Source organism: Streptococcus sp. S784/96/1, from assembly GCF_902729355.1.
In the GTDB taxonomy this organism is placed as follows: Bacteria; Bacillota; Bacilli; order Lactobacillales; family Streptococcaceae; genus Streptococcus; species Streptococcus caledonicus.
Window position 1 is genome coordinate 121,567 of sequence record NZ_CACVCC010000001.1, and the last position, 23,975, is coordinate 145,541.

A 23,975-nucleotide genomic window follows, 5' to 3' on the forward strand; every position below is an offset into this window, starting at 1 on the left:
TATGCGTATTCAAAAAAGTGCAATTATTCTTGCAGCAGGATTTGGTATGAGATCAATTCCAATCAATATCGATATACCAAAGGGATTGATAAAAGTTCACGGAGAACGTTTAATTGAACGCTTGATTTCTCAATTAAAAAATCAAGGCATAGATGATATTGTTATTGTGATTGGCTATATGTCAGAAAAATATTTATATTTAGAAGAAGAGTACAATGTTCATTTAATAGTAAATAGTGAATTTGCTGAAAAAAATAGTTTGCATTCATTATGGTTAGCAAAGGATTATATTTCAAATTCCTACATACTTCCTTGCGATGTATGGATTAAAGATAATATTTTTGATAATACTTTAAGTGAATCTTGTTGCTATTTATCTGCTGCTGCAGAGAACTCAGATACTGGTGATACTAAAGAACAGTGGGATAATCTTTTAGGTATAGCCTATATTAATGAGAATGATAGTGAGTATTTTAGTAAAATGTTGGAAAAGTTAGAGCATATTACTGGATCTGAAAAACTTTTTTGGGAAGAAATCTTATATTGCTCTAATAAACTTAATTTAAAGAAAATTATTGATCAAAAAGCTACTGTTATTGAAATAGATACTTTTGAGGACTTAAGAAAATTTGATTCAGAATCCCCTCAATTGAATGCAGATTCTGTCAATTATATTTGTAGTATCCTTAATGTAGAGGTATCAGATATTTATAATATCAAAGCTATGAAAAAGGGAATGACAAATAGATCGTTCTTTTTTGAAAGTCATCATCAAAAATATATTATGCGAATTCCAGGTGAAGGAACCGATTTGCTAATTAATAGAAAAAGTGAAGCATCAGTTTATAACACTATTGCACCATATTTGTTAAGTGATGAGCTTATTTCAATTGATGAGAATAGTGGGTATAAAATTACAAAATTTATATCGGACACTAGAACTTGTGATCCCAAAAATAACAAAGATTTAGAGTTGTGTATCAAAAAGCTTAAATCCTTTCATCAATTGGAACTGATTGTTGATCATGAATTTGATTTATTTGATCAGATAAATTTCTATGAACAGATAAATAGCAATCAATCTGTTTATCCGAATTATGATGATGTCAAAAAAACTATCTTTAGTTTGAAATCCTTTATAGAAGATAATGTTGAACGAAAATGTCTAACTCATATTGATGCGGTGTCAGATAATTTCTTAATATATCAAGAAGCAGAGCAATTAGTTGTAAAATTAATTGACTGGGAATATGCAGCTATGCAGGACCCACATCTTGATTTAGCGATGTTTGCGATTTATTCTTCTTATTCTAGGATAGAATTAGATAAGTTAATTAATTTGTATTTCGATAATCAATGTGAAACTAATATAAGATATAAAATATATGCTTATGTTGCCGTAGCGGGACTACTTTGGAGTAATTGGTGCGAATATAAAAGTTCGTTAGGTGTTGAGTTTGGTGAGTATGCTGTACTCCAATTTGAATATGCAACGCTCTATTCAAAAATTGTAAAAGAATATTTAGCTTATGAAATAAAGGGGAAGGGCGGCTAATACATGCAAAAGAGAGTAAAAGGAACTATTCAGGGCTTGTTATCAGGAGTTTTTTGGGGATTGGATACAAGTTTAAATGGGTATATCTTATTATTAACTCCGTTCCTACTTATGGATAAGCGGTTTATTCCGCCAACTTTATTAATTGGTTTTTTTCATGATGCTATTTCAGCCGTGGCTTTGCTATTATACAATAAAATCAAGTTCAACTTTACCATTAAAAAATTACTTTCAATTAGAAGTACATATTTTGTTATGCTTGCAGCAATTTTTGCTGGTCCTGTAGGGATGCAATCATACCTTATTTCTGTAAAAATGCTAGGTGCAGGAGTTTCGGCAACGTTTTCTGCTATTTATCCAGCCGTAGCTGCTTTTTTTGGGATGTTATTTTTAAAAGATAGGTTGACTAGTAAAGGATGGCTAGGGCTTAGTTTATCAATATTAAGTGTTGCAATATTAAGTTTTTCTAATGTGGAGACTGTTAAGTTTAGTTATTTAGGATATCTATTTGCTATTCTTTGTGTTCTAGGCTGGGCTTTTGAAAGTGTTATTTGTTCATATGGGATGAATGAAGATATTCAACCCTATGAAGCATTATTTATTAGACAAATAACATCTAGTTTTGTTTATCTGATATTGTTATTTTTGAATGGAAATTTTTTGTTTAGTCTCCAACAGATTTTTTCAGTTAATGTTTTTATATTGATATTCCTAATTGCTATTGTTGGGACAACATCATATATGTTTTATTATAATGCAATTCATTTAATTGGTCCTGTTAGAGCAACTGGATTGAATGTTACTTACTCTATTTGGGCGGTTGTCTTTTCTATTATACTGTTAAATGGTACATTTGATATCAAATTGATAATTTGTGGATTAATGATTATTGTCGGTTCAATATTAGTATCAAAAGCTTAAAAGTTATCACAATTAGAAGGAAGTTATTATGAGAGCGATTATTCTAGCTGCTGGCATGGGGACACGGCTTAGGCCTATTACCTTGTATACACCAAAATCGTTGATTAAAGTGAATGATGAGACTTTGATTGAAAGACAAATTAAATTTTTGAATGCAAGAGGAATTTTTGAAATATATGTTGTTACAGGGTATCTCTCAGAGCAATTTGAATTTTTAAAAGAAAAATATAGTGTTAATTTAGTGTATAATGAATACTATGACAGGTACAATAATTTTTATACAATGTATCTCGTTAAAGAATTTTTAAGCGATGCGATCGTGATTGATGCGGATAATTACTTGGTTGAAAATTTTTTAACATCAGATTTAACGACCTCAACTTATTTTAGTGAGTATAAGAAGGATTTTCAAGATGAATGGTTGTTGCGATGTGATGATGAAGGCCATGTCATAGATATTGAAATTATTTCAGGAGAAGGACAGATTATTTCAGGTGTTTCTTATTGGAATGAAGAGGATGGAGCTCTCTTGAAATTGGCTCTTGAAACTCATTATGACAATAATGATTTTAAAGAGTTATATTGGGATAACTTAGTCATTGAAAATTTATCGTCCTTAACCATAGATTGTGTGGAATTACAACCTTGCTCTATCTTTGAAATTGATAATCATGATGATTTAGAGTTGTTACGTGAATATGTTAGTAAGTAGGATAGCGATGAAAAAAACAATATTAGTTACAGGAGCAGCGGGATTTATTGGTTCTAATCTTGTTTTAGAACTTTTAGGAGATAGCGATCAATTTAATATTATCGGTTTAGATAATCTAAATGATTATTATGATGTCAATCTGAAAGACTATAGACTTAATCGAATTAAAGAAGTTTCGCAAGTGAGTAAGTCAACATGGTTTTTTATTGAGGGGGACTTAGCTGATGGTTTTTTGATTGATTCTATTTTTGAAAAATATCGTCCAGAAATTGTAGTGAATTTAGCTGCTCAAGCAGGGGTTCGCTATTCCATTACTAATCCTGATGCCTATATCAATTCTAATATGATAGGTTTTTATAATATTCTTGAAGCCTGTCGCCGTTATCCTGTTGAGCATTTAGTTTATGCGTCAAGTTCATCTGTATATGGGTCAAATAAAAAGGTTCCATATGCGGTGGAAGACAAAGTAGATAACCCTGTTTCTCTTTATGCAGCAACTAAAAAATCTAATGAATTATTTGCACATGCGTATAGTAAATTATATGAAATTCCGACAACAGGCTTACGTTTCTTTACAGTTTATGGACCTGCTGGTCGTCCCGATATGGCCTATTTTGGATTTACAAATAAGCTAAAAAACGGAGAAACAATTGAGATTTTCAATTATGGAAACTGTAAACGTGATTTTACTTTTGTAGACGATATTGTAGAAGGTGTGAAGCGTGTAATGTTTGGCGCTCCCGAAAAAGTCACTGGTGAGGATGGGTTACCAATTCCACCATACGCCATATATAATATTGGTAATAGCCAACCTGAAAATTTGTTAGATTTTGTTACTATTTTACAAGAAGAACTTATTCGTGCAGGTGTTTTACCAGAAGATTATGATTTTGAAAGTCATAAGAAGTTAGTTCCAATGCAACCAGGGGATGTTCCAATTACATTTGCGGATACAACAGCACTGGAAGAAAAATTTGGCTTTAAACCCAATACAGATTTGCGTACGGGCTTGAGAAAGTTTGCAGAATGGTATAAAGAATTTTATAATTAAATAAACAATTTAGCTAATGAAATTTGGAGAAAGCTTATGAAAATTGTAGTAGCGGGAACAGGTTATGTAGGTTTGTCATTAGCAACTTTATTGTCACAGAGTCATGAAGTTGTTGCAGTAGATATTATTCCTGAAAAGGTTGAGATGATTAATAAACGTATTTCACCAATTCAGGATGATAAAATTGAAGAGTACTTTGCAAATAAAGAGTTAAATTTGGTTGCAACTTTGGATGCAGATGAGGCATATAGTAATGCTGATTTTGTCATTATTGCTGCACCTACAAATTACGATAGTAAGAAAAACTTCTTCGATACGTCTGCAGTGGAGGCAGTGATTGAGAAGGTCATGTCAGTTAATGAACATGCGATTATGGTTATCAAATCAACAATTCCAGTTGGTTATACTGCCCATGTTCGTGACAAATACAATACCAAGCGCATCATCTTTAGTCCAGAATTTTTACGTGAGTCAAAAGCCCTAGAAGATAATTTGCATCCTTCACGTATTATTGTTGGTACTGATCTATCTGATAAAGAGCTAACAGACAAAGCCCAATTATTTGCCGAGTTACTTAAAGAGCAATCTTTAGATGACGAAACACCAGTTTTAGTTATGGGATTTACTGAAGCTGAGGCGGTGAAACTGTTTGCGAACACCTACTTAGCTTTACGTGTTTCATATTTTAACGAACTCGATACCTATGCTGAGTCAAAAGGGTTAGATACACAACAAATTATTGATGGGGTAGGTCTTGATCCTCGTATTGGGTCACATTATAATAATCCTTCTTTTGGATATGGTGGCTATTGCCTTCCAAAAGATACAAAACAATTATTGGCCAATTACTCAGATGTTCCTCAGAATATGATGACGGCAATTGTTGAAAGTAATCGGACTCGTAAGGATTATATTGCTGATCGTGTCCTTGAGTTAGCAAACTTTGATGAAAGTAATGCTCAAGAGATAACGATTGGTGTTTATCGTCTCACTATGAAGAGTAATAGTGACAATTTCCGTCAAAGTTCTATTCAGGGTGTCATGAAGCGTATCAAGGCAAAAGGTGTTAAAGTCATTATTTTTGAACCTAGTCTTGAGGATGGAAGCCAATTCTTTGGAAGTGATGTTGTTAATGATTTGGAAAAATTTAAATCATTGAGTAATGCTATTATTGCTAATAGATATAGTAATGATTTAGATGATGTTTCTCAAAAAGTCTATACAAGAGATATTTTTAGAAGAGATTGAATGGCTTTGAGTAAGCTTATCTAAGTAAATTTACTTAATGGTAACTAAGATGGTTAAAAGAAGTGCAGAGCAGGCCCAGTTAGATTTGACATTAGCACTAATGTATTTAAATCGCTTTCGAGAACGTCTCCCCAAATCATGGGGAGATGTGAAGGCACCTTATCAGTCATGGAAAGACTATGACTTTGATGTCATTAATCAACTTGATGAGGATGCTTTGATTTACCAATCATCCCACAGAGCCAAGTACATTACCTTGACTGAAGACGGTATCGCTAGAGCAAAAGCAATCTTATCTGAACTCGAAATAGAGGATTTTGATTTTTGAAAGGCTATGCCTCGATAAGAAGAGGCAGGAAGAAATTCTCCAAATACAAAATGGCTTAGAATGACGTTTTCAAGAAACGTTGATTTTAAGCCGTTTTTGTGTTGACGTTTTTTTTAAAAAAAGGTAAACTATTAACATATCGTATATAAAGTTGATAGTTAGGAGATAAGATGGGCATTTTAAGAACTCATTTGGAAGCAGAGTGTGATCCACGATTAGCGGGTGAATTAGCCTATAGTATAAAAGAAGCCTACCGTTTTTTGTGGGAGCTAATTGATGCTACTCCTGTATTGAAACATCCAGAAATGAGGAAAACTTATGGGCATATCAGACAGGCCTTAGTTGATGTGGCGTTGCGCTTAGTTTTAGAAGATTCCTCAATGAGAACAGATGTGCAAATGTTATCTGCTGTGAATAATAAAAAGAACGGCTATACTTATACAATGATTGAAACAAAAGGAGCAATTATTTCTCCAGTAAAAACCAGAAGTATAAAAACAATGCCAAAAAAAGCTCTTCACAGAAGTGTAGCTAGTATTAAAAATAAACAATTTGACCTTTTTACAACCCAAGAGGATATTAATAAGGAGTATGATGTTAATAATCCACCATTTATTCTTTTGACATATGGAGGTAAAAATCATCATCTTCAGTTTGTTCAGTTAGGATTACCCAATGTTGATACGGAGCAATGGATTGAGAAAGTAGACATTATGAATGCTCAACGGATTGTTTCTTCAATTGAGCAAGAACAAGCTACTAAAAAGAAATTAGATTTGACTTTAACGGAGCTATCAGAAGAGCTTCTTAGGAGAGAAGTAAATGGAACAAGGAATATTTAATCCCTCTAAGCTAACAAAGGCCAGAATCGCTAGAGGATTGACCAAAAAAGAATTAGCTGAACGTACTGGAATATCCAGACAAATGATTTCTAATTACGAATTAGGAAAAACGTATCCAGGGGCAAGTAAGTTGTTGACAATTGTTTCGGAGTTAGATTTTCCATACACTTACTTTACTTCTGAAACTAGAAATTTTTATGAAGGAGCCACCTTTTTTCGTAGTCAATCCGCAGCTACTAAAAGGGCAAGGGATATGCAGGCGGTCAGATTAGAATTTCAAAAGGAAATTTACGATTTGCTATCTCAATATGTTAACTTTCCTGAACTAACTCTACCTGATATTTTGATGAAAAATATTTATGAAATTACAAATGAAGATATCGAGGAAAAAGCTAAGGAGTTAAGAAGCCTATGGGGACTAGGCAAAGACCTACCAATTTCTAATCTGATTGAGGCTGCAGAAGTTAATGGTATTGTTGTTGTTGAATCAAATATGTCTGATGATAAATTAGATGCTGTGTCAGAATGGATTGAGGATAGACCTTTTATCATGTTGACAGATAATGGTGAATCTGCTGTACGTCGACGTTTCAATGTTGCCCACGAATTAGGCCATATTTTACTTCATGGAGACATTGAAAGTATTCACGACTATACCTCTCAAGAATTAAAGAATATTATTGAAAAGCAGGCGAACTATTTTGCTTCTTGCTTATTGTTACCTGAGAATGGTTTTTTAAAATCGTTGTTATCTACTAACTTAGAGTTCTATATTGAATTAAAGAAATATTGGAAGGTCTCCATTCAATCGATGATTATGAGAACTTATCAGTTGGAGTTAATCAATGACGATCAAAAATTATATTTGTTTAAGAAAATAGGTTTTAATAAATGGAAAAGGCGTGAACCTTTAGATAATGAATTAACTCCTGAAAAGCCTAATCTTTATCATAAAGTATTTGACTTAATTGTTAAAAATGATATTTTACAAAAAAATGAATTAATTTCTTACTTGTCCCTCCCTAAAGATGAGTTAGAGAAATCATTGGATATTTCGATTGATAATAAACAGTTAGTACAAAAAAGTCCTCAACTGAGGATTGTCAAATAAGGAGTCTCAATCTTGAGGCTTCTTTTTTGGGCTCTTTGCCTTTTTTCTCAACATAGTTCTTGATTGAATCGGAAAGTGATCATGAACAAAAAATGTAAAAAACTCTATTTTTGTTTGATTTGGTTTTGAATATGTGTTAAACTTTTTAAAAAATAGCTATTTTTTAAAAAGTTGGAGAGATTATGACTTATAAAGAATTAAAAATCATCAAATTTAAACATTCAGATGACATCGAAAGAATATATCAAGAGAGGTTAAATAATATAGGCACAGTCAAGACAGAGATGTATCCTGTTTTGATGAAGCGTGGTGAAACAAAAGGGCGTCGTTTTCCATTATTTGTAGTGCCTTTATTAGAAATTCAAATATTATCACAACAAATTCAGGAAAAATCAAATCAGATATTGTCTCTTAGTGCGCAATTACCTCCAATTGCTCAAAATCATCTTTATAGGGAGCAATTATATCGAGCTGTCATTGATACGAATGAGATTGAAGGTGTCAAAACAACGAGACGAGAGGTTTCAGATGCCTATCAAGCGATTTCTGATGGAAAAGGGAGTGGTATTAGATTATTTTCCACAGTCAGACTTTATCAAGATATCTTGGAACAGGAACCGTTTAGAATAGACACGATTGAATCTATCAGAGATATTTATGATAAATTAACAGATGGTGAAATAAGGCAAGATGATAAGCCTGATGGAAGATTGTTTCGAAATGGTCCGGTCAGTGTTTTGGATGATAAAAATGGTAAAATTGATCACATCCCACCTATTATGGAAGAAACGATTATTCTTATGCTATCAAGTTGGATTCAATTTATTAATGATCGGACTATTCCTTTTTTAACAAAAGCCTTTTTAGCTCACTATTTTTTTGAAAATATTCATCCTTTTTATGATGGCAATGGTAGAATAGGTCGTTACATCTTATCGAGGTACCTTTCTCGAAAACTAGACATTTTTTCTGGATTGATGATTTCACAAAAAATCAATGCATCTAGATCGATTTATTATAAGGCCTTTCAAAAAACTGGCGATTTTGATAATCGTGGGGAAGGGACTTTCTTTGTCTGGGACATGATGTCTTTATTAGCTTCTGGACAAGATGATATGATTAGCATGTTGGAAGAAAAGATTGCCTTGTTAAATGATTTTTGGCAAGAGTTAGAAGAAGGTTCTTTTACAGATTTACAAAGAGAGATTATGTTTATTTTATTTCAGTCAACAACATTTACCGATGATAAAAAAGATGGTATTGAAGACAGGCAACTTATTGAGTTTTTATCAGATCGATTTGCTAGGAAAAAAATAAAAGACACTATAAAGTATCTTCAGGAATTGGGATATATTAAGCAGGTAACAAAAGCTCCTAGTAGGCACATTATTTAGGATTTTTTAGAAAAATTGAAATTTGGCATAGAGTGAGATGAGCTATTTTTACTATGCTATAGTGTTTTAGCTTTAAAATAGTAAACTCGTTTAAGATAAATTGTCTCGTCACAGTGAACGTTTGATGGAGATTTATGACAAACAAGGGAGACTTGAGGATTATAAAGAGGAGCTGAGAACTTATATTTGGGACTACTGGAATGACAATTTAGATAGTCTCATGCTACTTAAGGAGGTCTCAACTGATCAGGAGTGGATTGAGTTCCGTGAGCATTACTTAAATGATCGTGGCCGTCGCTACCGCTTTGAATTGATGAATCAAGAACAGTTATTTGGTCGATTATTAGAGGAAATTTTATCAAGTCATTTCAAACGTTTGGATTTAATTGATTGTTATGAGGAAGGCTTGAAGTCCTATAATCCCTACCGAGTGAGAGATGTGATCTTAGATGAAATTCAGCACGGCATGGAAAGCGTCTCAGGTAGGGACACCTATCGTTATTTGATTAGTTATTTAAAAGTGTTAGAAGATTATCCAGATGGTAAAGTGATTAGTCAAAAAGTTGCAACAGGGTGGAAAAAAGACTACCCACGTCGTAAGGCAATGTTAGAGGAATTAAGAAAAGCTGGTTTTTAAATTTATGAACGTGACCAATTTTTGGAAGTGTGATTGGCTACCTCTTAAACCAAGTTCCGATGTTTTTAGATGTGTTTTTAGCTAGTTATGCTGATATTCTATTTGCCAATTCAGCTATTTTTTGGTAAAATAACTCTAATTGAATAGAGCCTTTGAGACTAGTAACTAGGTGGCAAATGATAGGGAGTGGGAATCGTGGACTGGAAGTTCCCTCGTGGAAAGCTTAGCGAATTCACTCAAGTGAGGGCTAGTGAATTAAGGTCTTTTTGAGACGAAAACGGATGGTACCGCGTGTCAACGCTCCGCTAATGGGGTTTTGGCATGCGGTTATTTGGTTGTCTAAGACTTGCTATTCAACTGATTATTTAAAAATAATGGAAAGGAAGGTTTGGTTTAGCGAGATAGCTGAACTGAACACGGGACTAAATGCCTAGGATAAATAACAAATCTTCCTTAGATGTTAGGACATCTTCGTTAGATTTTCTATTCTTCGACGGCATTTTTCGGCAAACCGAAGCGTCCCTTTGTATCTTAATTATGGATTTACAGGCACAGTTAGAGGAGTTGAAGGTTTCAACTCAGGCTAAGTTAAAGGAAATGACAGGTGACCATAGTAAGGAATTGCAAGACCTACGTGTCGCTGTTCTTGGGAAAAAAGGCTCTTTGACAGACCTTTTGAAAGGGCTTAAAGACCTGTCGAATGAATTAAAACCAGTTGTTGGTAAGCAAGTCAATGAAGTCCGTGACGTTTTGAATGCGGCATTTGAAGAAACGGCAAAGATTGTTGAAGCCGCTAAGATTCAACGCCAGTTGGAGAGTGAGAGTCTGGATGTCACTTTACCAGGGCGTCAGATTAAAGTAGGAAATCGTCATGTGTTGACGCAGACTTCTGAAGAAATTGAAGATATCTTTTTAGGTATGGGATTTCAGGTTGTTGATGGTTATGAGGTTGAAAAGGACTATTATAACTTTGAACGTATGAATTTGCCAAAAGATCACCCAGCGCGTGACATGCAGGATACTTTCTATATCACTGAAGAAATCTTGCTTCGTACGCACACCAGTCCTGTTCAGGCTCGCACGCTTGATAAACACGATTTTTCAAAAGGACCGTTGAAGATGATTTCTCCAGGTCGTGTTTTCCGTCGTGATACGGACGATGCGACGCACAGCCACCAGTTCCACCAAATTGAAGGACTTGTGGTCGGGAAAAATATCTCAATGGGTGACCTGAAAGGTACTCTTGAGATGATTGTTCAAAAGATGTTTGGAGCTGAGCGTAAGATTCGTCTTCGTCCTTCTTACTTCCCATTTACAGAGCCATCTGTTGAAGTGGATGTGTCATGCTTCAAATGTGGTGGAGACGGCTGTAACGTCTGCAAGAAAACAGGATGGATTGAAATTCTCGGTGCTGGTATGGTTCACCCACAGGTTCTTGAAATGTCTGGTGTTGACTCAGAAGAGTACTCAGGCTTTGCCTTTGGTCTAGGTCAAGAACGTATTGCCATGCTTCGGTACGGCATCAATGACATTCGTGGCTTCTACCAAGGCGACGTCCGCTTTAGTGAGCAATTTAAATAGTAACTGAGATGTTGAAAAGGAAATGTATTAAGGATTAGAGGTAAAACGAATGGTGATGACAGTAGGGATTAAACCTGTAGCGAAAGAAGAAGTGCCAATCTTGCAAGAACTAGCTATGAAAACATTCAGAGAGACTTTTGAAGAGAACTATACTGAGGAGCAGTTACAAACTTTTTTTGCGAATCAGTATGATAAGGCAGTATTATCAGCAGAACTGGACCATTCGGAAACGGAAATTGATTTCCTTATGGTCAATAACGAACCAGTCGGATATCTTAAAGTAAACTGGGGAAATGTCCAAACTGAAAGAAAACTAGATGATGCTTTTGAAATACAAAGAATCTATATTTTGAAAGCTTATCAGGGTCAGGGATTTGGGAAAATGCTTCTTGATTATGCGCTTGAGGTTGCTCAAGATATGGATAAATCTTGGGTATGGCTCGGTGTTTGGGAACACAATACCCAAGCTCAAGGATTCTATGCCAAATACGGCTTTGAAAAATTCTCAGAACATCAATTTATCATTTCGGAAAATCAAGTTGATGTGGATTGGCTACTCAGAAAAAAATTGAAATAATACCAAGCTGAGAAGCGACAGCACAGCGACCGAAGGTCGCACATTCCAAGCAAGACCGCTGCTGCGCCACAGTTGGGACAAAGAAGAGTGAGATAGTCCACTGGACTATCTCAGGTTGTTGCTTAGAAACTGGAAAGCAACTCATGGCGACCATGCAGCCTAAGCGGTTGCTTAAAAAAGAAAAAATAAACAAAGAAAGAAAAAATCATGCTTGTATCATATAAATGGTTAAAAGAGTTGGTGGACATTGATGTCCCATCAGCGGAATTAGCAGAAAAAATGTCAACGACAGGTATTGAAGTTGAGGGCGTTGAAGTCCCATCAGCTGGTCTGTCAAAATTAGTAGTTGGTCACGTGTTGTCTTGTGACGATGTGCCAGATACGCACTTGCACTTGTGCCAAGTCGATACTGGAGACGACCAACCTCGTCAAATCGTCTGTGGGGCACCAAATGTAGCAGCTGGTCAAAAAGTTATTGTTGCGATTCCAGGAGCTCGTATTGCAGACAACTACAAAATCAAAAAAGGGAAAATTCGTGGCATGGAGTCACTTGGGATGATTTGTTCTCTCCAAGAGCTTGGTTTGCCAGATAGCATTATTCCAAAAGCATTTTCAGATGGAATCCAAATCTTGCCTAATGATGCCGTGCCAGGCGATAGCATTTTCTCATACCTTGACCTAGATGACGAAATCATTGAATTGTCGATCACGCCAAACCGTGCGGATGCGCTTTCTATGCGTGGTGTCGCTCACGAAGTGGCTGCTATTTACGGCAAATCTGTGCATTTCCCTAAGAAGGCTTTGGTGGAAAATAGCAAAGCGGCTAATGATGTGATTTCTGTCGCTATTGAAAGCGATAAGGTAGCGATTTACGCGAGCCGTGTCGTGGAAAATGTGACCGTGGCACCAAGTCCACAATGGTTGCAAAATGTCTTGATGAATGCCGGTATTCGCCCAATTAATAACGTTGTGGATATCACAAACTACGTCCTTCTTTACTTTGGACAGCCAATGCACGCTTTTGACTTTGATAAATTTGAAGGCAATGCTATTGTCGCTCGTGATGCGCGTGACGGTGAGAAATTGGTCACTCTTGACGGTGAAGAGCGTGAATTGACAACTGATGATATCGTCATTACAGTTGTGGATAAGCCAGTGGCACTTGCAGGTGTTATGGGCGGTCAAGCAACTGAAATCGACAATAACTCGAAGACGGTTGTTCTTGAAGCAGCGGTCTTTGATGGCAAATCCATCCGTAAAACATCTGGTCGTTTGAACCTTCGTTCAGAAAGCTCATCACGCTTTGAAAAAGGGATTAACCTTGAAACCGTTACTGAAGCGCTTGATTTTGCAGCAGCGATGCTGACAGAATTAGCAGGTGGTGAGGTCCTTTCTGGTCGTGTTCAAGCTGGAGCAGTTGAGACAAGTCCAGTGGAGGTTTCAACCAGCCTTGACTATGTCAATGTGCGTTTAGGAACTGAGTTGACTTATGCTGACATTGAAGCTATCTTTGCTAAACTTGGTTTTGGTTTGTCTGGCAATGCAGAGCGCTTCACTGTTGCTGTACCTCGTCGCCGTTGGGACATCAGTATTCAAGCAGACTTGGTGGAAGAAATCGCTCGTATCTATGGTTATGATAACTTACCAACCACTTTGCCAGAAGCTGGGGGAACTGCTGGTGAATTGACAGCTACTCAAAAACTCCGTCGCAAGGTTCGTACGATTGCTGAAGGGGCTGGTTTGACTGAAATCATTTCGTATGCTCTGACAACACCAGAAAAAGCAATTGAATTTACAGCAGAACCAACTCAGGTTACAGAACTCATGTGGCCAATGACGGTTGACCGCTCTGCCCTTCGTCAAAATGTGATTTCAGGAATGCTTGACACGGTAGCTTATAACGTGAACCGTAAAAATAGCAATGTTGCTATTTACGAAATTGGTAAAATCTTCCACCAAACAGGTGATGTGAAGACAGATCTACCACAAGAGGTAAATACGTTTGCTTTTGCCATTTCTGGTTTGGTAGCGGAAAAAGATTTCCAAACACCAGCAGTACCTGTTGATTTCTTCTATGCGAAAGGGATTCTTGAAACTCTCTTTGACAAACTTGGTTTAGCCGTTGCTTACACAGCAGACAAGTCAGTTGCTAGCCTGCACCCTGGTCGTACCGCAGCGATTACATTTGGCGATGTTACCCTTGGATTTGTTGGTCAAGTTCACCCGCAAACGGCTAAGGTATATGGCATTCCAGAAACGTATGTGGCAGAAATCAACCTTGATGCGGTTGAAGCTGCTATAACGACTGAACAAGTTTTCCAAGACATCACAAAATTCCCAGCCGTATCTCGTGACATTGCTCTGCTATTGGACAAACACATCACGCATAAAGCTATCGTAGAAGCCATCGAGAAGGCGGGCGTGAAACGCTTGACAGCCATCAAGCTCTTTGACGTGTATGCCGGTGCAAATCTTGGTGACGATAAGAAATCAATGGCTTATAGCCTTACTTTCCAAAATCCAACCGATAGCCTCACCGACGAAGAAGTCGCAGGTTACATGGAAAAAATCACTAAAGCTCTTGTTGAAAACGTTGGAGCAGAAGTGCGATAAGACACAAAAGCTACTCGAAAGGGTAGTTTTTTTTTTGGAGCGAGGAAATAAAAACTCAAAAAATAATTAACCAGTTAACAGTTTTTGCTTGCAATTTGGAAAATTTACGTTATAATAAAAGAGTATTTTAATTAACTCGTTAATTAAAATGCTAGTATCTATTGATAGCAGAAAAATTTAGAAAGGGAAAAAGATGGCAAAAAAATCAAAAATTGCTAAATTTAAAAAACAGCAGGAACTTGTTGAACGCTATGCTGATTTGCGTAGAGAGCTAAAAGCTGCCGGTGATTATGAAGCACTTCGTCGTTTGCCACGTGATTCAAATCCAAATCGTTTGAAGAACCGTGATTTAATTGATGGACGTCCTCATGCCTATATGCGAAAATTTGGAATGAGTCGTATTAATTTCCGCCAGTTAGCTCATAAGGGACAAATTCCAGGTGTGACAAAAGCAAGTTGGTAGCACATCACTCCTTTTATGCTTATTCTAGTCGTTTTGAGTGTAAGCAAAACGACAGGAAGATTACTCAAGATGTTTTTAGCCATAACATCAGTAATTATTTTCTCTAATCATAGATGCCATAGATTTACCTTAAGAACTCAGTATGCCAAGATACTGAGTTCTTTTTGCTATTTCAAAGTTATAGTGAATGGAATAAAAGTTAGCTATGATTAAGCGACTTGTCTTAAGTCGTGTGACAGCCTGTGTAAAAACTATTAAAGTCTAAACTGATATATTAGAAAGCAAGAGTGTAGTCAACGCTTGAAATGTAAAAAAGGGAAATTGATTAGTATCAATTTAATTTCCGGAGTAAGTTCGACCAACCGATAATACAAGGAGAATAAACTACTAAGATGGCTAGATAAATCTTTAAAGTGTTTTCTGTTAAGGTAATTGAAGTGTTGATTGCTAAAAAACTCAGAACTACGTCTGTTGTAAACGTTTTAGTCCTGAGTTTTTTTAGCATGCTTTATTTTCTGAAGAGCTTGTCTTTTTGGTAAATTGGGTCAAAGGTAACATTGATACCGAGTTTACGGAAGACGTTTTTATCTTCTTCTGGCAGGTTTACAGTTGAGTGAACTTCACTGCCTTTTAAGTTGCCAAGCTCCTTCATAGCTTTATTAGCTTCTTCGTTATTCATAGCTGTAATGGCAAGGGCAATCAATAGCTCGCTAGAGTGAAGACGTGGGTTGCGATTTCCTAAATGGTTCAGTTTAAGGTTTTGGATTGGTTTGACATACTCAGGTTCGATTAAATGAGTGTCTTTAGCAATGCCAGCAAGGGCTTTGATACCATTGACAATAACTGCGGCAGATGGTCCAAAGAGTTCTGAGGTTTTACCGGTGACGATTTGTCCATTTGGTAATTCCATAGCCAAAGCAGGTGCACCAGTCAACTCAGCTTTTTCACGCGCAGCTTTTGTCACCAAACGATCCAAAGGAGAAATACCAAGGTCATTCATCAGAAGTTCAATCTTCTTAACAGCAGTTTCACCAACACGCTCTGCCTTGAATTCAACAAGGGTTTGATAGTAGCGACGGATAATTTCTTGCTTAGAAGCCTCTTTAGCAGCCTCGTTATCAGTAATGGCAAAGCCGACCATATTAACTCCCATATCGGTAGGAGAAGCGTATGGTGAGCTTCCTAGGATACGTTCGAGCATGCGCTTAACCACAGGGAAAATTTCAATATCACGGTTGTAGTTGACAGTTGTTTTACCGTAGGTCTCCAAGTGGAAAGGATCAATCATGTTAACATCATCAAGGTCTGCTGTTGCAGCTTCATAGGCAAGGTTAACAGGGTGGTGTAGTGGCAAGTTCCAAACAGGGAAGGTTTCAAATTTAGCATAGCCAGAAGTGACACCATTGATTTGATCGTGATAGAGTTGGGAAATACATGTTGCTAATTTACCAGAACCTGGACCTGGTGCAGTTACGACAATGAGGTTACGGCTAGTCTGGATATAGTCATTTTTCCCCATTCCTTCAGGTGAAATGATATGGTCAATTGCTGTTGGATATCCAGCGATTGGGTAATGGAGGTAAGAGGCGATGCCGTGTTTATCAAGTTCCTTACGGAAAGCATCAGCAGCGGGTTGTCCAGTGTATTGTGTAATGACAACAGAACCTACAAAGATATCTAGGTCATTGAACTTATCAATGAGACGAAAGACTTCTTGGTCGTAAGAAATACCTAGGTCTCCTCTGGCTTTAGAATGCTCAATGTTACTAGCATTGATAGCAATTACAATTTCAACTTGCTCACGGAGTTCGTGTAGGAGTTTGATTTTATTATCAGGCTCATAGCCAGGTAACACACGGGCTGCATGAAAATCTTCAAGCATCTTACCACCAAATTCCATATAGAGTTTGCCATCAAATTGCGCAATTCTCTCAAGAATATGGTCACGTTGTAGGTTTAAATAGTGTTCAGAGCTAAAAGCTTGTTGAATCATCTTGAAATATCCTCCATAATATAAATAGAAAGTAACTTATCTCGGTAGGAGATAAAAGGTGACGACTAAAATGGGAGCTTTTAATAATGTTTAAGACTAAAACGTTGTAAAAAACAAAAATAGCTCCCTAGAAACTAGGGAGCTTTTTTCTGACCTCTGAAGAGGTGCCCAAACAATAATATATCAGAGATTAGGAACTTTGTCAACTTTGAGAAAAATTATTTTAGCTTATTTAGCTATTTTTTAGGATCTATATTTTTAAACGTTAGGTCAGAAACAGAGATTTGAACATCGATGTCTTCTTGATTTTGATTATCTAAATTGAGTAGTTTTTCAAGATTTTCAGCTGCATATTTAGCAACTTTTTCCTGACGTTCACGATCCCTTATAGCCTCTTGGCTAGTTTCATATACTGTTTCTTGGGCTTTTTCTTCTATAAAATCCATTGCTTTTTTGCTAGCAGTAAGAAGGTCAACAGCCTTATCAACAATTCCAGAAGAGGTGCTAACAATATCGGGAGTACCATCTTGTTGACTATCAACATTGACTGTCAAAGGTGATTTGAAAGTTAGAACATTATCGTTGAGTTCGATATCATCTTGATTTAGTTGTGTTAAATCAAGTTTAAATTCTGTCTTTACTGGAACTTTGACTTCGATATCTCGGCTGATAATTAAATCTTTGAAAAAAGCTGTCCATTTTGGCCACTTCTTTGTAGCCTCAGATTCAAAGTTCTGATTACGAGTTGTTTCCTACTCTGCACCAGCTACGAGTAACTGATTTTCCTTTGTGAATTTTTTGAGGACAAAATTATACTGAGCATTGACAGTTCCATTAAATTTATTTGTTTTCCAAGTAAAAAAACAGCCCAAGCCTACTAAAATGACTAGTAACACTACTACAGTAGCTAATTTGTTAGCTACCATTTTACCAAAAAATTTCATATATTATTCCTCCTAAGCGCATTATATATAATGTCAATAGGTATTTTGAAATTTTTTAGCATGTTTTAACCAATTGTTATAATCAATGTGTCCTATTTCAAGACAGGATACTTCAGAGTGAGTTAATCTTTTTCTAAAAGAAAAAGAGATAGGATAGTTATTAATACTATCTTATCTCAGTTAATAGCTTATTTCTACTTAAACTGATAATCTTTAGTCACTTCAATTGATTTGATAATCACATCTTCGACAGGCTTGTCAGCTTCTTTGGTTTCAACAGCAGCGATACTATCAACAACGTCCATCCCTTTTATAACTTGACCAAAGACAGTATAGTTACCGTCTCCACCAGATACATTTGGGAAACCGCCTTTTTTATAGGCTTCAATGATTTTTTCTGGGTAGTAACTTGGGTCTAACTGTGTAGACCAGTCTTGTTTATTTTGAACGATAAAGAATTGGCTGCCATTAGTGTCAGGACCTGCATTTGCCATAGAAAGAGCACCACGAAGATTATACACATAATCCGAAATTTCATTTTTAAATCCGAAACCACTATCAATCTTACTGTCTTTATCTTTCCAGATTGATTCTCCACCAGTACCATTGCCCTGAGGGTCACCTGCTTGAATCATGAAATCATTGATGACACGGTGGAAAATAACATTGTCGTAGTAACCTTCCTTAGCATGAGTCAAAAAGTTTTCAACAGCTAAAGGCGCTTCTTTGGGAAAGAGTTTGATTGTAAGATCACCCTTGCTAGTATGCATGATAACAGAAGCCTCATCCTTAGCAACTTCTGTGGAAAGTTGTGGAAAAACAACATCTGCTTGATTCAGTTTTTTGATGCGCTCTTCAGATTTTTGTTTATCAAGCTGGGCATCAACATAGTCGTCTCCTTTGATAGCACGGTCGAGTTGTTGGCAGCCTGAAAGGATGGTTAAAGATGCTAGCGCGAGCATAGATACTTTAAAATATTTAGATTTAGTCATATATTCTCCTTAACTATTGAATTACTCTTTATTTTACCATAAAAGTGATCTTATTAGCTTAAAATGATAAGTGAGAGTATTTGATATGTTATAATAGAAAAAAGTTATTAAGGAGAATGATATGAAAACAAGAGAAGAATGGTGTCAGTTGTTTGAAGTAGTCGTTGGCCGTATGCCAACAGAGATAGAGATTTTAGCAGCTGAGAAGAGTCTTTTTAACCCAAAAGCTATTTTACCGATTTCTGAAGGTAAGATTTTTGAAGAAAGTGCTGTCGCAGATAAAATGGTAACACCTGATGATGACGAAGCGATTTCTGTTCCTTTTTTAGAGGATATTGAGAAATCTGGTAATACATCTTCTAGTCATAAATCAGCTGAAAAAGTTATTCTAGAACCTAGCAAGGAAATCATTGCTTTACCTATTGTGTCATTTGTTATATCTGGCCTGACGATTCTTTTGAGTCTAGTGGTTAAGTCACCTTTGTTACTTTTAATCTTATCTCTTGCTTCACTAACATTAGGAATTGTGAGCTTAGCGGTTAATTTTAAGAAGAAAAAGAAAATCCTATCAGTGATTGCTTTGCCATTAGCCATAGGAGCTCTAGTTATCGCGACTAGTGTTGGGCTTTATCATGCCACTTTAGAGAGGTTTGAAAGTATTGCTCAGAGCAGTTTTGATGCAGATTGGGACTATAGCGAGGAGGATATTTTTGAAGGAACATTTGATGGTACTCTTTATGTTGATTCAGAAGCGCCCTTTCATTGGACAGAGGAAAAATTTAAATCCTTAGATTTTGAACCAGATACAATCACTTCAATTATCACAGTAGAGGAGGTTGTTGACAAATATGGAAAAGCTAATGAGGCTACCTATTCAGATGATTATTTAACTCTCGTTTATAGTGATGAAACTCACAGCAAATATGTTGACCTATCTTTTGTGCGAAATGAATTAGGAGATTGGGTGCTAAACCATGGCTATATGGCAACTGAAGCGAAAGATATTGAAATAGTAGCTGAGAAAGCCTATAAATCTACTTGGACAAAAGAAGATTTTGATAAACTGATAGAAGGGGATTATAGTCGTCCAGAATTGGGGAGCTCATGGAAAGATATCAATTCAAAATATGGGAAACCCACATTTGCAGAATACATATTGTCAAATTATGGTGATGGTTTTACCAGAGAGCTTAATCTTTATTACACTGATTGGTCAGCTGATGCAGGAAAATTATCTGATGTTAACCTTACTTTCACAGAGAAAAATGGGGAATATTTTTTAACCTATAAGTATTCTGAATAATGGATATAAGAGATGAGCGACTTCTTTTAGAGAGCTCGTCTCTTTTTTGGTAAATAATGATCAATGAGTCTTATTCCTCAAAACGAGAAAAACGTGATATAATAATGATATGTCAAATACTCGAAAAAATTCTACAAAACGTTCTACCAAGCGTCAGACTAAGGCAGATTATGAAAAAAGTCAGGCGACTCAACGGTTGATTACAGCTGTTATTGTTGTCCTTTTTTCGATTTTTGCTGTCTTTCGAATTGGTATTTTTGGTGTAACACTCTATAATATAGCTCGATTCTTAGTAGGAAGTTTAGCCTATCTCGTTCTTTTTTGTACCATGATTTATTTGACTGGCTTTAAATTTTTCCGCAAGGTTGAAGGATTAGTTAGTGGCTTTGTTATTTTAATGATTGGTCTTCTGATGGAGTGGCATGCTTGGTTATTCACCATGAAAGCTTTTGCGGGAAAGGATATTTTTAAAACTACAATCGCGCTACTCGTTAGAGATTTATCATCCTTTGAAGTCAAAAACTTTGTTGGTGGTGGTATGCTGGGCGCTATCCTATATGCTCCAGTGTCTTTTCTTGTCACAAATATAGGTACCTTTATGATTGGGACCTTGTTTATTCTATTAGGTTTATTTTTAATGAGTCCTTGGGATGTCCATGATTTGTCTCAATTTTCTGCGCAAGCTTTTGATAAATGGCAGAGCAAGGCTGAGTTAAGACGTCAAGAGCGTTTTATCCGTCAAGAAGAAAAACGATTGCAGCAAGAGGCAGCCGCTCAAGAACAAGCTAGACTGGAAGAAGAAGCTAGTCTGGCAGAATTAGCCTATGATGAAGAGACGGGAGAGATTTTTGAGACAGAGAACGTTCCCGTAAATCAAGTGGAGGTCGAAAATGATTTTGAACCAGAAATTGTCGGCTACCAACTTGATGATGAGGTTTATGATGTTGATAGCTTATTAGAGGTTCAGCCTCAAGAGCCGTTGCCTTCACCTACTAAAGAAGATGATGACGATCCTGTTACGGTTGATTTCTCACCGAAAAAAGCTATCCTTCTTTATAAATTACCTTCCATTGACCTTTTTGCACCTGATAAGCCAAAAAATCAATCAAAAGAAAAATACATTGTGCGTCAGAATATCAAAACTCTAGAAGAGACCTTTAGAAGTTTTGGGATTGAAGTCAAGGTTGAACGAGCAGAAATTGGACCGTCTGTTACTCGCTATGAATTAAAACCAGCAGTCGGTGTCCGTGTTAATCGTATTTCTAATCTAGCTGATGATTTGGCGCTAGCTCTTGCAGCTAAGGATGTGCGTATTGAGGCACCGATTCCAGGTAAGTCCTTAGTAGGTATTGAAGTGCCTAACTCAGAAATTGCCACTGTTTCTTTCCGTGAATTATGGGAACAATCAGATACCAAACCTGAAAATCTCTTAGAAATTCCACTTGGAAAAGCAGTTAATGGCACAGCTAAATCTTTTGACCTTGCGAAAATGCCCCACCTTTTGGTGGCAGGTTCGACTGGTTCTGGTAAATCAGTTGCCGTTAATGGCATTATCTCATCAATTCTCATGAAAGCCAGACCTGATGAAGTCAAGTTTATGATGATTGATCCTAAGATGGTTGAACTGTCTGTCTATAATGACATTCCCCATCTCTTAATTCCCGTTGTAACCAACCCACGTAAGGCAAGTAAGGCCTTGCAGAAAGTTGTTCAAGAAATGGAAAACCGCTATGAGTTATTTAGTCATATCGGTGTTCGTAATATTGCGGGCTATAATGCTAAAGTAGCTGAACATAGCGCGACTTCTCAAGAAAAACAGGTGCCACTACCACTAATTGTGGTGATCGTCGATGAGTTGGCGGACTTGATGATGGTTGCTAGCAAAGAAGTCGAAGATGCTATTATCCGACTAGGACAAAAGGCGCGTGCGGCAGGTATTCATATGATTTTGGCAACTCAGCGTCCATCCGTGGATGTTATCAGCGGTTTAATCAAGGCTAATGTGCCATCGCGTGTTGCATTTGCCGTAGCATCAGGAACAGATTCACGTACCATTTTGGGTGAAAATGGGGCAGAAAAACTCCTTGGTAGAGGAGACATGCTCTTTCATCCTATCGGTGAGTCTGCACCGATTCGTTTACAGGGATCTTTTATTTCAGATGATGATGTTGAGCGTATTGTCAACTTTGTCAAAAATCAAGCAGAGGCTGACTACGATGAATCATTTGATCCTGGAGAAGTATCAGAAGCTGACGGTGGTTTTGATGGAGAAAGCGGAGCTTCTGAAGGAGACCCTCTCTTTGCAGAAGCAAAAGCTATGGTCATTGAAACACAAAAAGCGAGTGCTTCAATGTTACAACGACGTTTGCAAGTTGGTTTTAACCGTGCCACTCGTCTCATGGAAGAATTAGAAGAAGCAGGCGTTATCGGACCAGCAGAAGGAACGAAACCAAGAAAGGTCTTAGAACAATGACATTAGATATTGTCCACCATGTTGCGATTATTGGAAGTAACTATGAAAAAACACGACAATTTTACGTCGACTATTTGGGATTTGAACAATTGGATGAACATATTCGTCCTGAAAAAAATGACATTCTTTTCAATGTGAAAAAAGGTCAGTTGACCTTAGAAATCTTTATCAAACCAGATGCACCCAAACGCCCTGCTATGCCCAATCCAGAACATACTGGATTACGACATTTAGCTTTTAAAGTTGAAGATGTCGAGGTTTGTTTATCAGAATTTGATCGACTTGGTATCCCACATGAAACCTTGCGCTACGATGATTTTGATGGGAAGAAAATGGCTTTCTTCTTTGATCCAGATGGACTACCATTGGAAATTCATGAATAGTATTCGCTAAAAATAAAAAACGTCTGTCCAGAAGTAATTCTGGGCAGACTTTTTTTAAAAAACAAATACAGCAATAACTACCGCTAAATAAAAGAAGAAACTAAAAATAAAGCTCAATCTCCAGAAAAATTTAAAAAAGCGACGGTAAGAAAAATGTTCCCCATCCTTTCGAAACAGCCAATAAACTACTCCAATAGCAACGAGGGCTAAAACAATTAGATAGTGTGGAAGATAAGAATGGACGAAAAACTTTTGAGATACCATGACAATTTCAAACATAAGAACTGGTAAAGCTAAATCAGCAAAATTAATTTTAAACCGTTCCAAACCAAAGAGTTTGACCAAAGCCAGTCCAAAGAGTGGTGTTAAAAAAAGAAAGGCAGCAGCTAAAATTTTATAAAACATCATATTCATATTATTATTCTAACCCTATTTTTAGGACTTGTAAATGAAAAACTGAGAATTTGACCTCACATTCTAATAGAATAGTGTTAGGACTATCAATTTAACGATTAAAAATTGATTAGTCCCCTTCTGATGGCAGAAATAAAGTGCTTGATAATGATTGTATGGCATTAAAATGATTTTAGGTTTGCACTTAAAAACAATAGAGCGAGGTAAATCTAGGAATGGTTTAAGGTGAGTAATTAAAAATAAAAAAGAGTTCAATCACTGGTTCAAAGGCTTACTGCTATAATTAATAGGCTGGAATATTTTTTCAATCCACAGTTGGCAGAAGAAGATTTGGTACACTCTTTTTTGCGAAACTGATATTGACTTTTTTAGAAAATTTGGATTGTTAAAATTTAAAAAAGATAGGTTTGCCTAATATATAAAATAGTTAAACCTAAATT

General features: G+C 36.4%; 22 protein-coding genes. 17 read left to right on the forward strand and 5 right to left on the reverse strand.

The genetic code is table 11. The annotated features are described in order from the left end of the window. Position 1 precedes the first annotated feature (1 nt). The 14 genes from GZ996_RS00510 to rpsN all read left to right on the forward strand — a co-directional run bounded on the left by GZ996_RS00510 (position 2) and on the right by rpsN (position 15,033). Positions 2–1,555, forward strand: coding sequence for a phosphotransferase (locus tag GZ996_RS00510; RefSeq protein WP_162011073.1), 1,554 nt, complete (start codon positions 2–4; stop codon positions 1,553–1,555). 3 nt (positions 1,556–1,558) lie between these two features. Next, entirely contained in the window at positions 1,559–2,476 is a 918-nt protein-coding gene (locus GZ996_RS00515) for a DMT family transporter (RefSeq protein ID WP_162011074.1), read from the forward strand. Between the two features lie 28 nt (positions 2,477–2,504). After that, positions 2,505–3,188: a sugar phosphate nucleotidyltransferase gene (locus GZ996_RS00520; protein ID WP_162011075.1), complete on the forward strand. Its 684-nt coding sequence runs from the start codon at positions 2,505–2,507 to the stop codon at positions 3,186–3,188. 7 nt (positions 3,189–3,195) lie between these two features. Further along, a complete protein-coding gene (locus tag GZ996_RS00525) occupies positions 3,196–4,239 on the forward strand; it encodes an NAD-dependent epimerase/dehydratase family protein (RefSeq protein ID WP_238386368.1) in 1,044 nt (347 codons plus the stop codon). A gap of 36 nt (positions 4,240–4,275) precedes the next feature. Continuing rightward, positions 4,276–5,487 (forward strand): nucleotide sugar dehydrogenase, encoded by a 1,212-nt coding sequence (locus GZ996_RS00530; RefSeq protein WP_162011076.1) that lies wholly within the window; start codon positions 4,276–4,278, stop codon positions 5,485–5,487. Positions 5,488–5,536: 49 nt separating this feature from the next. Next, positions 5,537–5,815 (forward strand): DUF6429 family protein, encoded by a 279-nt coding sequence (locus tag GZ996_RS00535; RefSeq protein WP_162011077.1) that lies wholly within the window; start codon positions 5,537–5,539, stop codon positions 5,813–5,815. Between the two features lie 170 nt (positions 5,816–5,985). Beyond that, on the forward strand, positions 5,986–6,657 hold the full coding sequence (locus GZ996_RS00540; protein ID WP_162011078.1) for a hypothetical protein: 672 nt from the start codon (positions 5,986–5,988) through the stop codon (positions 6,655–6,657). Continuing rightward, the gene (locus GZ996_RS00545; protein ID WP_162011079.1) at positions 6,638–7,768 is read left to right on the forward strand and encodes a helix-turn-helix domain-containing protein; all 1,131 of its coding nucleotides are present in this window, start codon (positions 6,638–6,640) and stop codon (positions 7,766–7,768) included. Before GZ996_RS00540 ends, GZ996_RS00545 begins: the two co-directional genes overlap by 20 nt. 182 nt (positions 7,769–7,950) lie before the next feature. Continuing rightward, positions 7,951–9,162 carry a Fic family protein gene (locus GZ996_RS00550; RefSeq protein WP_162011080.1) on the forward strand — a complete coding sequence of 404 codons (1,212 nt, stop codon included), beginning with the start codon at positions 7,951–7,953 and terminating at the stop codon, positions 9,160–9,162. Between the two features lie 121 nt (positions 9,163–9,283). Then, a complete protein-coding gene (locus tag GZ996_RS00555; RefSeq protein ID WP_162011081.1) occupies positions 9,284–9,799 on the forward strand; it encodes a hypothetical protein in 516 nt (171 codons plus the stop codon). 537 nt (positions 9,800–10,336) lie between these two features. Next, positions 10,337–11,380, forward strand: coding sequence for a phenylalanine--tRNA ligase subunit alpha (gene pheS, locus GZ996_RS00560; protein WP_156805745.1), 1,044 nt, complete (start codon positions 10,337–10,339; stop codon positions 11,378–11,380). 52 nt (positions 11,381–11,432) lie between these two features. Continuing rightward, positions 11,433–11,957 carry a GNAT family N-acetyltransferase gene (locus tag GZ996_RS00565; RefSeq protein ID WP_443255844.1) on the forward strand — a complete coding sequence of 175 codons (525 nt, stop codon included), beginning with the start codon at positions 11,433–11,435 and terminating at the stop codon, positions 11,955–11,957. 207 nt (positions 11,958–12,164) lie between these two features. Continuing rightward, positions 12,165–14,570: a phenylalanine--tRNA ligase subunit beta gene (gene pheT / locus GZ996_RS00570; RefSeq protein WP_162011083.1), complete on the forward strand. Its 2,406-nt coding sequence runs from the start codon at positions 12,165–12,167 to the stop codon at positions 14,568–14,570. 193 nt (positions 14,571–14,763) lie between these two features. Beyond that, positions 14,764–15,033, forward strand: a complete 270-nt coding sequence (rpsN, locus tag GZ996_RS00575; RefSeq protein WP_156805748.1) for a 30S ribosomal protein S14 — start codon at positions 14,764–14,766, stop codon at positions 15,031–15,033. Between the two features lie 508 nt (positions 15,034–15,541). Here rpsN and GZ996_RS00580 read toward each other — a convergent pair. From GZ996_RS00580 to GZ996_RS00590, 4 genes are all read right to left on the reverse strand, one after another. Continuing rightward, positions 15,542–17,026 carry a DUF1846 domain-containing protein gene (locus GZ996_RS00580; RefSeq protein ID WP_162011084.1) on the reverse strand — a complete coding sequence of 495 codons (1,485 nt, stop codon included), beginning with the start codon at positions 17,024–17,026 and terminating at the stop codon, positions 15,542–15,544. Positions 17,027–17,262: 236 nt separating this feature from the next. After that, positions 17,263–17,580: a hypothetical protein gene (locus GZ996_RS11775; protein WP_238386369.1), complete on the reverse strand. Its 318-nt coding sequence runs from the start codon at positions 17,578–17,580 to the stop codon at positions 17,263–17,265. Between the two features lie 198 nt (positions 17,581–17,778). After that, the gene (locus GZ996_RS11780; RefSeq protein WP_238386370.1) at positions 17,779–17,970 is read right to left on the reverse strand and encodes a hypothetical protein; all 192 of its coding nucleotides are present in this window, start codon (positions 17,968–17,970) and stop codon (positions 17,779–17,781) included. 194 nt (positions 17,971–18,164) lie between these two features. Then, a complete protein-coding gene (locus tag GZ996_RS00590) occupies positions 18,165–18,962 on the reverse strand; it encodes a peptidylprolyl isomerase (protein ID WP_156805751.1) in 798 nt (265 codons plus the stop codon). A 121-nt stretch (positions 18,963–19,083) separates the two neighbouring features. Between GZ996_RS00590 and GZ996_RS00595 the strand changes: the two genes are divergently transcribed. The 3 genes from GZ996_RS00595 to gloA2 all read left to right on the forward strand — a co-directional run bounded on the left by GZ996_RS00595 (position 19,084) and on the right by gloA2 (position 23,121). Beyond that, positions 19,084–20,265: a hypothetical protein gene (locus GZ996_RS00595; RefSeq protein WP_162011085.1), complete on the forward strand. Its 1,182-nt coding sequence runs from the start codon at positions 19,084–19,086 to the stop codon at positions 20,263–20,265. Positions 20,266–20,374: 109 nt separating this feature from the next. Next, positions 20,375–22,738, forward strand: coding sequence for a DNA translocase FtsK (locus tag GZ996_RS00600; protein ID WP_156805753.1), 2,364 nt, complete (start codon positions 20,375–20,377; stop codon positions 22,736–22,738). After that, positions 22,735–23,121 (forward strand): SMU1112c/YaeR family gloxylase I-like metalloprotein, encoded by a 387-nt coding sequence (gloA2, locus tag GZ996_RS00605; RefSeq protein WP_161978978.1) that lies wholly within the window; start codon positions 22,735–22,737, stop codon positions 23,119–23,121. Before GZ996_RS00600 ends, gloA2 begins: the two co-directional genes overlap by 4 nt. 54 nt (positions 23,122–23,175) lie before the next feature. Here gloA2 and GZ996_RS00610 read toward each other — a convergent pair whose 3' ends face one another. Further along, positions 23,176–23,529, reverse strand: a complete 354-nt coding sequence (locus GZ996_RS00610; RefSeq protein ID WP_156805762.1) for a DUF3397 domain-containing protein — start codon at positions 23,527–23,529, stop codon at positions 23,176–23,178. Between the last annotated feature and the right edge of the window lie 446 nt (positions 23,530–23,975).